This is a genomic window from Microbacterium canaveralium (assembly GCF_047238045.1).
GTDB lineage: Bacteria > Actinomycetota > Actinomycetes > Actinomycetales > Microbacteriaceae > Microbacterium.
In genome coordinates this window covers 3,090,824-3,103,992 of record NZ_JBDFMA010000003.1, presented here as the reverse complement: position 1 = coordinate 3,103,992, position 13,169 = coordinate 3,090,824, and the positions used below count along the sequence as shown (strand labels likewise).

The following is a 13,169-nucleotide window of genomic DNA, read 5'->3' as shown; positions in this document are numbered from 1 at the left end:
CCACACGATGCGGTCGACCGGAACGTGTGCGGTCGACCCGATCGTGTGCGCTCGCCGGGCGCGCGCGCCGCGCGCACGCCAGCGCAGCGCACGGCACGGCGCGGCACGACACCCCGCGCCGCGCACGCCACGCACGCCGGCGCCCGCCGCAGGCGGTGTCAGTCGACGTCGCGGCGCCAGGTCGTGACGAGACCGATCGCGACGAGCACCACCGCGTAGCCGAGCAGCACGAGGCCCCCGAGCCACCACTCCAGCGGTTCGGCGCCGCCGGCGCCCACGGCGCCGAAGATCGTCTTGCCGACCAGGGCATCGCTCGCGGCGCTCGGGAACCAGCGCGCGACCTCGCCGAGCCCGTCGACGATACCGGCGATCGTCCGCACGATCGGTTCGATGAAGAGCGTCACGGCCAGCACGATCACGATCGCCGCGACCTGATTGCGCACGACCGTCCCGACGCCGATTCCGACCACGGCCCACAGGGCGAAAGCCAGGAGCATCCGTCCGACCAGCACCCACGTGTCGGAGGAGCCGAGTTCGGTGTCGAGACCGAACAGGGCGAACACGCCGGCCCCGGCGCCGATCGCGGCGATCGACCCGAGCACTCCGTAGAGCAGGCCCACGAGGATGCCGATCGCGAACTTCCCGATGAGCACGACGCCGCGGCGGGGTGTCGCGAGGAACGTCGGGGTGAGGGTCTTGTGCCGGAACTCGGTCGTGACCATGAGCGTCCCCGCGAGCAGCGGGAACACGTATCCCACCGCGCTCGCCGAGCTGTAGACGAGTCCGGCGAGGCCGTCCGTCGAGGGGACGGGCCCCGATGCGCCCGGGAGTCTGCCCGACGCCACACCCCCGAAAGCCAGCGCCAGGACGCCCGCGGTGAAGCCGACGTAGACGATGAGCACGATGCCCAGGACCCACCATCCCGCGGTGCTGAACTGCTTCGTGTACTCGGAGCGAGTGGACGCCACCAGGCTCATCGTTGCTCCTCCGTGTCGTCGGTGCGGGACTCGACCGGCACGATGTCGATCACTCCGGTCGCGGCCACCGCGTACGAGCGTCGAGGGCCCGGATCGTCTTCGGGCGCCGCCGGTGTCGCGGCGCTCCGCGGGGCGGGGACGATCGCGACGAGGTCGGTCGACGGAGCGGGCTCCGGTGCCGCGGGTGCGGTGGGCGATTCCGCGTGCGCGGGCACGGGTGCGGGCTCCGGCTCGGGCGTCGGGGCCGTGGCATCCCCGGCGGGTCCGCCCACCGAGGTCGTGGCATCCCCGGCGGGTCCGCCCACCGGGGTCGTGGCATCCCCCGCCGACCCGCCCACCGGGGCCGCCGCGCTCGCGTGCGTGCGGACGCCGCTGACCAGTTCGAGGAAGATGTCTTCGAGGCTCGCGCCCTTGCTCTGCAGGTTCGACAGCACGATGCCGGCGCCGGCGGCGAGCGTGCCGATCTCGAGCGGCTCGACGTGCCGGATCGTGAAGCCGTTCCGCAGCAGCTGGAACTCGATGCCCCGCTCGTCGAGCAGACGGGACAGTGCCTCGCGATCGGGTGAATCCACGACGGTGGAGTACTCGTCCGGGTCGGCGAGATCCTCCGTGCCGCCCTGGAACACCAGGCGCCCGCGCGAGATGATCAGCAGCGCGTCGACGGTCTGCTGAACCTCGGCCAGGAGATGCGAGGAGATCAGCACCGTCCGACCCTCTTCGGCGAGGTGGCGCAGGAGCGATCGCATCCACCGGATGCCTTCCGGGTCGAGGCCGTTCGAGGGCTCGTCGAGCACCAGGACGCCCGGGTCTCCGAGCAGCGCCGTCGCAAGGCCCAGCCGTTGCCGCATGCCGAGGGAGTAGCCGCCCACGCGGCGCCCGGCGACATCGGCGAGGCCCACCAGCCCGAGCACCTCGTCGACGCGGGAGAGCGGCAGGCTCGCGGCGCGCGCGTACGCCTTCAGGTGGTTCGCCGCCGAGCGTCCCGGATGGAAACTGGATGCCTCGAGCGCGGCGCCCACGGTCTGCAGCGGTCGCTCGATCTCGGCGTAGCGACGGCCGCCGATCGTCGCGGATCCGGCGGTGGGGCGCACGAGTCCCAGCAGCATTCGCAGCGACGTGGTCTTGCCCGCACCGTTGGGGCCGAGGAATCCCGTCACCAGGCCCGGCTCCACGCGGGCGGTCAGGCCGTCGACGGCCGACACCGCGCCGAAGCGCTTGGTCAGCCCGGAGAATTCCAGCACCTGTCCTTGGGGCATCGAGTACCTCTCGTTCGGCGGGCGTTCTCCCCATCTTCCCCGATCCGAGGCCGAAAACCCATCTCGCGGGCTGTGTAACGTGGCAGCGTGAACGCACAGCGATCCGACGACGACGCGGTCATCGCGCGAGCCTGGCGCGGGGTCGGCCACCTCACCCTCAACCGCCCTCGCGCGATCAATGCGGTCGACCTCGGGATGATCCGCCTCCTGTCCGCCGCGCTGGACCGGTGGGAGCGCGACTCCGATGTCGACCTCGTGCTCCTCGACGGCGCGGGCGACCGCGGCTTCTGCGCGGGCGGCGACGTGCGGGCCTTGTACGACTTCGTGGTCGACGGACGCATCGACGAGGTGCACACCTTCTTCCGCGAGGAGTACGCCCTCAACCACCGGATCGCGACCTACCCGAAGCCGATCGTCGCGATCGCCGACGGCGTGACGATGGGCGGCGGGATCGGCCTGGCCGGCCACGCGCGCATCCGCATCGTCACCGAACGCTCGCAGCTGGCCATGCCCGAGACCCGGATCGGCTTCACCCCCGACGTCGGCGGATCGTGGCTGCTCGGGCGCGCGCCCGGCCGCCTGGGCGAGTACCTGGGTCTCACCGGTGCGACGATGGATGCCGCCGACGCGATGTACGCCGGCTTCGCCGACCACCTCGTCCCGGTCGCCCACCTCCCGGCCCTGCACGAGGCCCTGGAGTACCGCGCCGACCCGTCGAGCCCCACCGAGCTGGTGCTGCTGTTCGACGAGAGCCCCGAGCGATCGAACCTCGAGACCTGGCGTCCGTGGATCGACGACGCCTTCTCGGCCGATGACCTCGATGGCATCCTGCACCGGCTCCGTCAGCGCTGGGAGCCGGAGGCGCACGCCACCGCCGACCTGCTCGAGGCGTCGGCTCCCACCGCCGTGAGCGTGACGCTGGAAGCCGTCCGACGAGCGCGGGCGCTGCCGTCGCTGCGGGCCGCGCTCGCGCAGGAATACGGGCTCGTCATGTGGTTCGCGACGACCCAGCCCGACCTCGCCGAGGGCATCCGCGCGCAGCTCGTCGACAAGGACCGCTCGCCGTCGTGGTCGCCGGCCCACCGCTTCGACCTTCCGCCGCACCGCGTCGCCGAGGCGTTCGCCCATCAGCCCGAACCGGCGCTCTGGTAACGCCATGGAGAGGCGGCGGCGCTGGTCGATCGGGCGGCTGCTCGACGGGTTCTTCTTCATCTTCGGCGGTCTCGCCGCCGTCTGGCTCGCGTACCTCAGCTTCACCCAGACCTTCACGATCGGCTGGGGCGGGATCGTCATGGCGATCGTGTTCTGGGGGCTCCTCGCCTACCTCGTGCTGCCGCGGCTGCATCGCATCCTGACCGCGGTCTACGTTCCCGACTACTTCATGGGACGCACGCGCACGTCCGACGGCCTGCTGGGCGACCCGGTGAACCTGGCGTTCCAGGGGGACCGCGCCCAGGTCGAGGCGACCATGGCGGCCGCCGGATGGATCCCGGCCGACCCGGTGAGTCTCGGCTCGTCGTGGCGCATCGTGGCCTCGACGCTGCGCCGTCAGAGCTACCCGACGGCGCCCGTCAGCCCGCTGTTCCTGTTCGGGCGGATGCAGGACCTCGCGTACCAGCAGGAGGTCTCCGGATCCCCCGCGCAACGGCACCACGTCCGCCTCTGGCGCTGCCCCGACGGCTGGCTGCTCCCCGGTGGTCGGCGGGTCGACTGGCTCGCCGCCGGCACGTTCGACCGCGCCGTCGGGCTCTCGCTGTTCACCCTCCAGGTGACGCATCGCATCGACGCCGACACCGACATCGAGCGCGACCACATCGTCGCGACCGTGCAGACGTTGCCCGGCGTCGTGGTCGACGTCATCCGCGACTTCTCGACCGGCTACCACTCGCGCAACGGCGGCGGCGACAGCATCACCACGGACGGCGATCTGCCGATCCTCGACGTCCGCGGCGTCGACCCGGTCGCCCTCGAACGGTGGACGGATGCCGGGACGCACGCCGCCGAAGCGGGAGGCCGGCCGTGAGCGAGAGGCATCCGCAGAAGAGGGCGGCGTTCGAGCCGCTCGCCGCCCCGGTCGCGCACGACCCGGCGATGCGCCGCCCGGCCGCGACCGTCGCCGGGGGAGTGCTCGTCCTCCTCCGCGCTGTGGCGGGGATCGTGTGGGGCCTCGCGGTCGCGTTCGACCTGCCGCCCTGGCTGCAGGTGGTCGCCGGCGCGGCTGACGGTTCCGGTGCCGAACCGACGTTGACCCTCTCGGACGTCGGAGTCGGCGCCGGTGTGTTCTTCGGCATCCTGGGCGGCATCGCACTCGTCCAGGTGGTGTTCGGCATCCTGTTGCTGCGTGGCAGCAACGTCGCCCGCGTGATCGTGATGCTCGTGTCGACGGTCTCGATCGTGACGGCGTTCGTCGGCTGGTGGGAGCTCGGGCAGGAGATCACGGTGGGGACCACACTCGTCACACTGAGCCTCGACATCCTGGTGCTGCTCGCCCTCTCGAGCCGGGATGCCGCCGCATACGCCCGCCGGAACGAGCGGCGCTGACGCGGGGTGCCGCCGTCAGCGAAACCTCGGGCGCATCCCGGGGGTTGCACAGACGGCGGCCGATAGCCTGGAGGGTGCCGCACCCGGGCGGCGGAACGGATGACGGACGTGTTCGACAGTCCCATGTCGCTCTCGGCGTACGAGGTGCTCCGCGTCGATGTCGACATCGACGACGACGGGCTGCGCCGTGCCTACCGCGTGCGGCTGCGCGAGACCCACCCCGACACCGGTGGCGATGCCGCCCTGTTCGTGCAGGTGCAGCGCGCGTGGGAGCTCGTCGGCACACCCGAGGCCCGCGCCGCCTATGACCGCGGCCGTGGACACGCGTCGGCCGAGTGGGGCGGCGGGACGGCGGCATCCACCCCTCCGCGTCCGGACACCCGACCCCGCGCCCGCGCCTACGGGCAGCCCGGCGGATGGCGGCGCGAGCGGTACCTGTCGCTCATTCGTGAGTGGGTGGGCCGCGGCGTCGACGTCGCCGACCCCTACGACCCCGCGCTCGTGCGGTCGGCGCCCCCCGAGATCCGGCACATCCTCGCCGACGCGCTCGCCGAGGAGGAGACCGCGCGCCTCGTGGCCGAACTCGGCATGGGGTACACCGTGTGGCACGACGTCTTCGCCGACCGCGACGGCCTCGATCCGGAGCAGAAGCTCGACCACCTCGTGCTCGGCCCCAGCGGCCTGTACGCGATGCTCAGCGAGGACTTCGGCGGTCCGGTGGGCGTGCGTCGCGGCGAGATCACCGGGCCCCACGTGATCGGTTCGCCCGTCACGCAGCTCGTCTCGCGCGCCCGCGTGATCGCGCGCGCCGCGGGCGTCCGATTCAGCGGCGCGATGGTCGTGCTGCCCGACGACGCGATCCTCGACGCCGTCACCGACCTCGGCAAGGTCCGCGGAACGCCGGTCGTACTGGTGCAGCGGAGCGCCCTCACGACGCTCTTGCGTCGCGGCATCCCCGGTGCCCGCGAGGTCGGCGGCACCGAGCTGTTCGACATCCGCACCCGGCTGCAGCAGCGCGTCCGTCACGTCTGACGGCGCACGGGTCAGCCGGACATGCCTAGGGTGGGCACATGAGTACCGACGAGACCCCGGATGCCACGGCATCCGACGAGATGAAGCGAAAGTTCAAGGAAGCCCTGGCGAAGAAGAACGGACAGCAGCGGTCGGGTCAGGCTCACCTGGACGGTCACTCGGCCGTGCAGGGCACGCATGGAGCCGTCACGAAGCGGGAGTTCCGCCGCAAGAGCGGCTGATCCGACCGTCCGGTGTCACTCGCCGACGTGTGGGCGGTCCGAACTCCTGAGTTCTGGGCGTTCGCGGGTTTCTCGATGCGTCGAGCACGCGCGGGATGCCGAAAACTCAGGAGTTCGGCCCGCCGCGCCGCCGAGAACGCCCGCCGCGCCGCGGCGTCGGCCCGCCGCACCGCCGCGAACGCCCGCCGCGCCGCGGCGTCGGCCCGCCTCACCCCCGCGAACGCGTGCCGCGGGCCGGCCGGTCCGGCGCGGACTCACCCGCGCAGCGGAGCCTGGAAGAAGGCCAGCTCCTGCCGCATCGACCGGTCGTAGGCCGCCGACATCGCGGCCCGGACGGCAGGGGATGCCGCTCGCGCGGCGGTGTCCGCGATCCGCGAGGCCTCGGCGGACGACGCGGCGAACACCTCGTCGCCGTAGGCCGTGAGCCAGTCGGCGTAGGCGTGGTCGGGGTCGAACGTGCCGCGCCAGCGCGCGCCGATGTCGGTGTACAGCACGAAGCAGGGCAGCACCGCCGCGACCAGCACCGCGTACGAGCCGCCCGCCGAGACGGCGTGCAGATGGTCGGTGTACGCGGTGGTGTCCGGCGCGGGCTCGAGGTCGGTGGCATCCACGTGGCTCTCGTGCAGGCGCGCTTCCTCGGCGAGGCACGAGGCCGACGCGGCCGCCCAGAACCGCTGTTCTTCCGTCGTCGGGGCGAGCGCCGCCGCCCGGGCGAGCACGCGGGCGTACTCGCGCAGGTACAGCAGATCCTGCCCCAGGTACCAGGTGAAAGCCGCGCGATCCAGGTCGCCGGATGCCAGCCCCCGCACGAAGGCGCTGGCGTCGACGTCGGCGCGCACCGAGGCCGTGGCATCCCACCGCTCGACGCTCCACGCCGGTCCGAGGTCGAGGTGCGGCCGCAGCGCGTGGAAGTGATCGATGGGACCGTTGCCGCGTCCCACACGGAGGTCGGCGGCATGCTCCAGAGCGCCGGTGAGCCAGGGCTTCGCCCGCTCGAGCGCGGCGGGCCACGCGAGACCGTGCGCGGCGAGCGTCGCCATCGCGGATGACAGCGAGCACCCTGTCCCGTGCGTGTGCCGGGTGTGGACGCGCGGGCCCGACACCGGGTGGATGCCGTCGGTGTCGACGATGGCATCCGGGCTGTCGGGGCCCGACAGATGCCCGCCCTTGAGCAGCACGGACGTGTCGGTGCGGGAGGCGAGGGTCCGGGCCTGCGCGATCGCGGCGTCCCAGTCGGCCGCGACCGGCTCACCGACGAGCACGGCGAGTTCGGGCAGGTTGGGGGTCACGAGATCGACGAGGTGGCACAGCTCGCGCACGGCCGCCTCGGCGTCGGCGTCGAGCAGTCGGTCGCCGCTCGTGGCGATCATCACGGGGTCGAGCACGACCACCGGCGGCCGCACCTCGGTGAGCCACGCGGACACCACCGCGACCACCTCGGCCGACCCGAGCATCCCGATCTTCACGGCATCGATGTCGACGTCGTCGCTGACGGCGCGCAGCTGCGCCGCCAAGAACGCCGTCGGCGGCACGTGCACCTCGCGCACCCCGAGGGTGTTCTGCGCGACGAGCGCGGTCACGGCGGCCATCCCGTACCCGCCGAATGCCGAGATCGACTTGAGGTCGGCCTGAACGCCCGCACCCCCGGTCGGGTCGGTCCCCGCGATGCTGAGGACGCGCGGGATCATGACCACGCCTCGCGGAGCGCTCGCGTTGCCGCCGCAGGATCCTCCGCCGCGCTCACGGCCGACACGACGGCGACCCCGGCCGCTCCGGCTCGACGCAGCGGGGCCACATCGTGCGTCTGGATCCCTCCGATCGCGACACACGGCAGAGGGGCGGATGCCACCAGTTCGGCGAAGCCGTCCACCCCGAGCGGCTCCGGGTGATCGGGCTTCGTCGCGGTGGCGCGGATGACACCGACGCCGAGGTAGTCCACGGTGTCGGGGGGCAGCGCGGCGGCGGCGGCGAAGTGCGCCGGGGTGTTCGCGGTCCAGCCGATGAGGGCATCGGCTCCGAGGAGCCGGCGCGCGGCGAAGACCGGCAGATCCGTCTGGCCGAGATGCACGCCGTCGACGCGTGCGCCCGCTGCGCGGGCGGCGAGCACGACGTCGACGCGGTCGTCGACCACGAACATCACGCGTCCGGCGATGACGTCGGAGAGCGCCGTGACGCGGTCGAACAGGTCGCGCCCGGTCGCCGTCTTGTCGCGGAACTGCACGACGGTGACACCGGAGCTCGCGGCCGCGTCGACGACGTCGACGACGTGGGCGAACGGCATCCGGTCATCGGTGACGAGGTGCAGCGACAGGTCGGTCGCGCTCACGCCTCGACCCGCCCGTCGAGGTCATCCGGTTCGATCGCGGCGAGGGCGTCGAGGAACGCGACCGCGAACGACCCCGGTCCGCTCGAGGCCGCCTCCGCCCGCTCCGAGGCCACGGCCCAGATGGCGCTCGCCGCGACCGCGGCGTCGAACGGCGCCGACGTTGCCAGCAGCGCCGCCATCGCCGCGCCGAGGGCGCAGCCGCCGCCGGTCACGCGGGTGAGCAGCACGCTCCCGCCCGGGACGCGCGCGGTGCGGTCGGCATCGACGATGAGGTCCACCGCGCCCGAAACGGCGACCGTCCCGCCGGTGCGCTGCGCGAGGGTGCGCGCGGCGTCGAGTGCGGCATCGGGGGTGTCCGTGGAGTCCACGCCACGCCCGCCCGCTCCCGCCCCGGCCAGGGCGAGGATCTCCGACGCGTTGCCGCGCACGATGGCCGGCCGCGCCTCGAGCAGCTCGTGGGCGAGGGCCGTGCGCACCGGCAGCGCCCCGACGGCGACCGGGTCGAGCACCCAGGGAGTCCCGGCGGCCACGGCCTCCCGGGCGGCGTCGCGCTGTTCCGCGGTCGGGGTGCCGAGGTTGACCAGGACCCCACCGGCGACGCCGGCGAAGAATCCGGCCTCGCCCGGGATGTCGCACATTGCGGGCGACGCGCCGAGGGCGAGGAGCGCGTTGGCCGTGAAGTTGGTGACCACGGCGTTCGTGATGCATTGCACGAGCGGTGGGGAGCCGCGGAGAGCGGCGAGAGCCTCAACGGCGGTGGACGGAGACGGCGACGTGCGAACGACCATTCGCGACATCCCTTCGCTAGTACGAACTAGATCAGGTTCGACGGGTGTGTTCTCAGCCCCGTGGGGCACCCCGTGTCACTGCGGGCGACGCTAGCACGACGGAGGTCGTCGCGTCGGCCGGTCAGTACCGCGCGGAGAAGCCGCCGTCGGTGTGCAGAAGCTGACCACTGACCCAGCGACCCTCGTCCGACAGAAGGAACGCCGTGATGGCGGCGATATCGCGGGGGACGCCGAGCCGGCCGAGCGGCTGGTGTGCGATCACGGCGTCGCGCGTTGCGGCATCCATCCAGCCGGTGTCGATCGGTCCCGGGTTCACGACGTTCGCGGAGATGCCTCGTGGTCCCAGCTCCCGAGCAGCGGAGACGACGATTCTGTCGAGCGCGCCCTTCGAAGCGCCGTACGGGAGATTGCCGGTGGTGTGGTCGCTCGTGAACGCCACGATCGCACCACCGGTCTCGTCGACCTGCCGCGCGAACGCCGCGATCAGGAGAAGACTCGCGCGGGCGTTGACGGCGACGTGATGGTCGAAGCTCTCGGCGGTGGTGTCCAGGATGCCGGATTCGACACCGTGCGCGTGGCTGAGGACGAGCGCGTGGAGCGGGCCGCGCTCGCGGGAGACGCGTTCGACGAGGTGCGTCGGAGCGGTCGGGTCGGCGAGGTCGCAGGGGTAGTCACCGGTCTCGAGTTCGCTGGTCACGACGTCCCACCCGTCGGCTTCGAGGCGGGGGATGATCGCGGCGGCGATGCTGTTGGCGCGCGCGGCGCCGGTGACGAGGGCCAAGGGCATGAAGCGAGGCTACGGTGCAAGCGAAACCGGATGCTGCGCGCTCTGCAACGCGTCGGGCACTCCGACACACAGGCGCAGCGTCAGAAGGGGGCCGCTGGCACGTCCGGTTCGGGTGGGGAGGGGTCGTCCGGAACGAAGCGGACAGCGGGAGAGTAGGGCAGGGGCTCATCGGTGTACGTGCGCCCGGTGGGGCTGGTCCAGCGGAGGACTCCGCCGGGGAGCGGGGTCACTCTCCAGCGGGTGAACTGTTTCTGCGTGTGGTGCCGTTGGCAGAGGTGCGCGAGGTTCGCGACGTCGGTCGGGCCGCCCAGCGCGTAGTCGTGCGTGTGATCCACCTCGGCACGGACCGCCGGAACCGTGCAGCCGGGCCACCGGCAGTGGCGGTCGCGGGCACGGAGGAACCGGTCGATCGCGCTGCCGCGGTGGTAGGTGTCGGTGTACAGCACCGCGCCGGTGATGGGGTGGGTGACGACCCGATCCCAAGGGAGCGAGGTCGTCTCGGCGAGAGCGCGCGCGGTGCCGGCATCGACGGGGCCGTGTCCGACGAGTTCGGCGGGGTCGAGGTTCTCCTCCGCAGGTCGCAGCATGGTCAGCGCGGGCACGACGACCTGGACCCGCGCGCGGATGCTTCCGAGGGCGCCGGGGCCGTCGTCGGTGCGGGTGGGATCGGCATCGGGCGCGGCGGTCAGCAGAAGGTCGGCGAGGATGTCTGCGCGAAGCTGCGCGGTGGTGCGGTCATCCGTGCCTGATTCGGTCGTCGCGTCCCTCGCGTCGACAAGAGCGTGGGCCTGCCGGCTCAGACGGTCGTAGATCCCGACCGCGAGCACGGTCGGCAGCGTCGCGATGAGGTCGGACATGCCGTCGACCCCGGTGATGACCCGAACACACCGTGTGTCACGTCCGCGCTGGTGACGCTCCGTCAGAGTGGCCGGTTGCAGACGTTCGGCGAGCACAGCAAGACGCGAGCGCAGCCGGCCGGGGCTGAGGCCGTCGGCGGTCGCGACGGCGAGCAGGTCGTACTCGGCGCGCGCGTCGACGGGGAGAGGCGCCCCGACATCGGCGATCGCGTGCACGTGGGCACGCGTGATGACCCCCGCCTCCCACGCGGCGAGGGTCTGCGGATAGTCGTCGACCAGCGTCATGGCGCGGCCGATCTGCGACTGCACGCTGCGATCGGAAAGACCCTCGGCCGCCGCGAGCTCGGAGGCGACCTCCCGCAGCGCCATCTCGGAGGCTCGGGCGGTCGCCCGCCGGTCGGCCATCACGTCAAGGGCGAGGTGCCCGGCCGCCGCCAGGGCGCGGGTTCGCGCCACCTCGGCAGCGGCGAGCTCGGACCCGGCGCGGAGCGCGTCGTCGAGGACCGCGGACAGCCCGGCCGGATGGCCCGCCGTGGCCGCGGAGGGAGTGTCGGGAGGGGGATCGGAAGACATGTGTGCATGCTAGCGAGGGCTTCCGACATCGAACCCCGCCCGCGCGGCATCCCGGGGATGGATGCCATCGCACGCGGGTTGTGGAGGAGCAGCGCCGGAGCCCGCAGTCGGATGCCGGCCGGCGGCACCGCGACGAGCGGACGCCCGTCAGTCGTTGAGACCCAGGAGGTCGAGGGGATGCGTCAGCCGCCACCACGGGCTCGGCGGGTCGACGTCGTCCTGCAGGCGCACATCGACCGTGGCGGCGTCGAGCGGCCCGGTGGTGATCAGTTCGCCCGCGGTGTCGCCCGCGTCGCGCGACTCGCCCAGCGTGAAGGACACGTCCGGGGTGGCGCTCGCACCGTTCCACAGCACGTTCTGCGCGTCCTCCGCGGTGGAGAGCGCGACGTCCTCGCCCCACAGCGTCGAGACCCGGCCGACCACGGTCCCCGCGGGCACGGAGGTGCGCACCTGGATCTCCTCGGCCAGGCGCGCGTACAGGTCGCGGCTGGCCTGATCACGGGCGTCCGGGCCGGGCTGTCCGAGCACCGCCGCGTACGTGCGCACCGTGACGTCGCCGACCGTCAGATCCTTCGCCGACAGCAGGTTCCAGGCATCCAGGGTCCCGGTCTTGATGCCGACGACGCCGGGGTCGGCCAGCAGCGGGTTGCCGTTGCGGAACGACCCGGCCCCCGGGAGGGACAGCTCCCGGGTCTGGACGATGTCGGCGATCACCGGGTTCTGCAGCGCCTTCTGCGCGAGCGCGATGAGCGCCGCGGGGGTCGCGGTGTTCCCCGCCTCGATCCCCGTCGGGTTGACGATGGTGATGCCCGAGATGCCCCGGTCGGTCAGGTACTGGTCCGCCGCCGCGGCGAAGTCGGCGTTCGACGGCCAGATCTCGGATGCCAGCCGCTGGGCGTAGTTGTTGGCGGAAGCGATGAGCATGCCCTGCAGCATCTGCAGTTCGGTGAGGGTCCCGTCGACGGGGACGTCGAGGGAGGATTCGCCGCGGAAACGGTATTGCCAGTAGTCGTCGCTGTCGGCCTGCGTGAACGCGTACGAGGGTCCCTGCTCACCGGGCGCGAGCGGCAGTCGATCCAGCACCAGTAGGGCGGTCACGATCTTGGTGATGCTGGCGATCGACTCGGGGTTCTCCGCGGAGGAGAGCACGCCGGGGACGCCCTGGACGGCGATCGCGGCTTCTCCCTGACCGGGCCAGGCGGGCGCGGCGGCGGGCGCGGCGGCGACGTTCACGATGAGCGGGGTCACCCGCGGCGGCACCGCGTTCAACGGCCACAGCAGCGTGACCGCAGCGTAGATCGCGACCAGCAGCAGCAAGAGCAGCGGCGGCACCACCGTGCCGGGACGGAGCGCGCGACGGCGCCGACCGGCGAGGAGGTCGATCGGGCGCGGCTGAGTCGCGGTGAGCGCGAACTCGGGAGCGGGGCGCGGAGCCGCGGCGCCCTCGGGGTCGACCCAGGTCAGCGCGATGGGTCCGCCGATGAGGATGCGCTCGGGTGCCGGGGCCAGCGCGGGCGCCGGTGCGCCGACGTCGGGAGCCGGGGCCAGCGCGGGCCCCGTTGCGCCGACGTCGGGGGTCGGGGCGTCGGGGGTCGGGGCGTCGGTGTCCGAGGGGGTATCGGCGTCCGAGGGGGTGTCGGCGTCCGTGGGGGTGTCGGTGTCCGAGGGGGTGTCGATGTCCGAGGGGCGCTTGGCGTCCGAGGGGGCGTCGATGAATGCCGTGGGCTCGAGCTCATCCCCGCTCCGGTCGCCCGACGCGTCGACCCGGTCACGCAGCTCGCGCCGTGTGGCCGGGTTCTGGTCGTGCACTC

The 13,169-nt window shown here is 72.7% G+C and carries 13 protein-coding genes and 1 riboswitch; of the genes, 5 read left to right on the top strand and 8 right to left on the bottom strand.

The features are described from left to right. Positions 1 to 158 precede the first annotated feature (158 nt). Positions 159 to 977, bottom strand: a complete 819-nt coding sequence (locus tag ABC271_RS15740; RefSeq protein WP_412925778.1) for an ABC transporter permease — start codon at positions 975 to 977, stop codon at positions 159 to 161. Next, entirely contained in the window at positions 974 to 2,233 is a 1,260-nt protein-coding gene (locus tag ABC271_RS15735) for an ABC transporter ATP-binding protein (protein WP_412925777.1), read from the bottom strand. The genes ABC271_RS15740 and ABC271_RS15735 overlap by 4 nt, the downstream gene beginning before the upstream one ends. A gap of 87 nt (positions 2,234 to 2,320) precedes the next feature. Between ABC271_RS15735 and ABC271_RS15730 the strand changes: the two genes are divergently transcribed. The 5 genes from ABC271_RS15730 (at position 2,321) to ABC271_RS15710 (ending at position 6,027) form a co-directional block, all read left to right on the top strand. Further along, complete coding sequence (locus ABC271_RS15730) at positions 2,321 to 3,385, top strand: enoyl-CoA hydratase/isomerase family protein (protein WP_412925776.1); 1,065 nt, start codon at positions 2,321 to 2,323, stop codon at positions 3,383 to 3,385. A 4-nt stretch (positions 3,386 to 3,389) separates the two neighbouring features. Beyond that, complete coding sequence (locus tag ABC271_RS15725) at positions 3,390 to 4,256, top strand: LssY C-terminal domain-containing protein (RefSeq protein ID WP_412925775.1); 867 nt, start codon at positions 3,390 to 3,392, stop codon at positions 4,254 to 4,256. After that, positions 4,253 to 4,774, top strand: a complete 522-nt coding sequence (locus ABC271_RS15720; RefSeq protein WP_412925774.1) for a hypothetical protein — start codon at positions 4,253 to 4,255, stop codon at positions 4,772 to 4,774. Before ABC271_RS15725 ends, ABC271_RS15720 begins: the two co-directional genes overlap by 4 nt. Positions 4,775 to 4,882: 108 nt before the next feature. Beyond that, entirely contained in the window at positions 4,883 to 5,806 is a 924-nt protein-coding gene (locus ABC271_RS15715) for a DnaJ domain-containing protein (RefSeq protein WP_412925773.1), read from the top strand. Between the two features lie 38 nt (positions 5,807 to 5,844). Further along, complete coding sequence (locus ABC271_RS15710) at positions 5,845 to 6,027, top strand: DUF5302 domain-containing protein (RefSeq protein WP_412925772.1); 183 nt, start codon at positions 5,845 to 5,847, stop codon at positions 6,025 to 6,027. 254 nt (positions 6,028 to 6,281) lie between these two features. Here the strand turns inward: ABC271_RS15710 and thiD are convergent, their stop codons facing one another. The 6 genes from thiD to ABC271_RS15680 form a co-directional block, all read right to left on the bottom strand. Then, the gene (gene thiD / locus ABC271_RS15705; RefSeq protein WP_412925771.1) at positions 6,282 to 7,715 is read right to left on the bottom strand and encodes a bifunctional hydroxymethylpyrimidine kinase/phosphomethylpyrimidine kinase; all 1,434 of its coding nucleotides are present in this window, start codon (positions 7,713 to 7,715) and stop codon (positions 6,282 to 6,284) included. Beyond that, entirely contained in the window at positions 7,712 to 8,353 is a 642-nt protein-coding gene (gene thiE / locus ABC271_RS15700; protein WP_412925770.1) for a thiamine phosphate synthase, read from the bottom strand. Before thiE ends, thiD begins: the two co-directional genes overlap by 4 nt. Continuing rightward, on the bottom strand, positions 8,350 to 9,141 hold the full coding sequence (gene thiM, locus ABC271_RS15695; protein ID WP_412925769.1) for a hydroxyethylthiazole kinase: 792 nt from the start codon (positions 9,139 to 9,141) through the stop codon (positions 8,350 to 8,352). Before thiM ends, thiE begins: the two co-directional genes overlap by 4 nt. After that, positions 9,133 to 9,224, bottom strand: a riboswitch (TPP riboswitch). Its footprint overlaps the gene before it by 9 nt. 38 nt (positions 9,225 to 9,262) lie before the next feature. Further along, entirely contained in the window at positions 9,263 to 9,928 is a 666-nt protein-coding gene (locus tag ABC271_RS15690; RefSeq protein WP_412925768.1) for an SDR family oxidoreductase, read from the bottom strand. Positions 9,929 to 10,008: 80 nt separating this feature from the next. Next, positions 10,009 to 11,358, bottom strand: coding sequence for an HNH endonuclease signature motif containing protein (locus ABC271_RS15685; protein WP_412925767.1), 1,350 nt, complete (start codon positions 11,356 to 11,358; stop codon positions 10,009 to 10,011). 147 nt (positions 11,359 to 11,505) lie between these two features. Further along, positions 11,506 to 13,167, bottom strand: a complete 1,662-nt coding sequence (locus tag ABC271_RS15680; RefSeq protein WP_412925766.1) for a D-alanyl-D-alanine carboxypeptidase family protein — start codon at positions 13,165 to 13,167, stop codon at positions 11,506 to 11,508. Between the last annotated feature and the right edge of the window lie 2 nt (positions 13,168 to 13,169).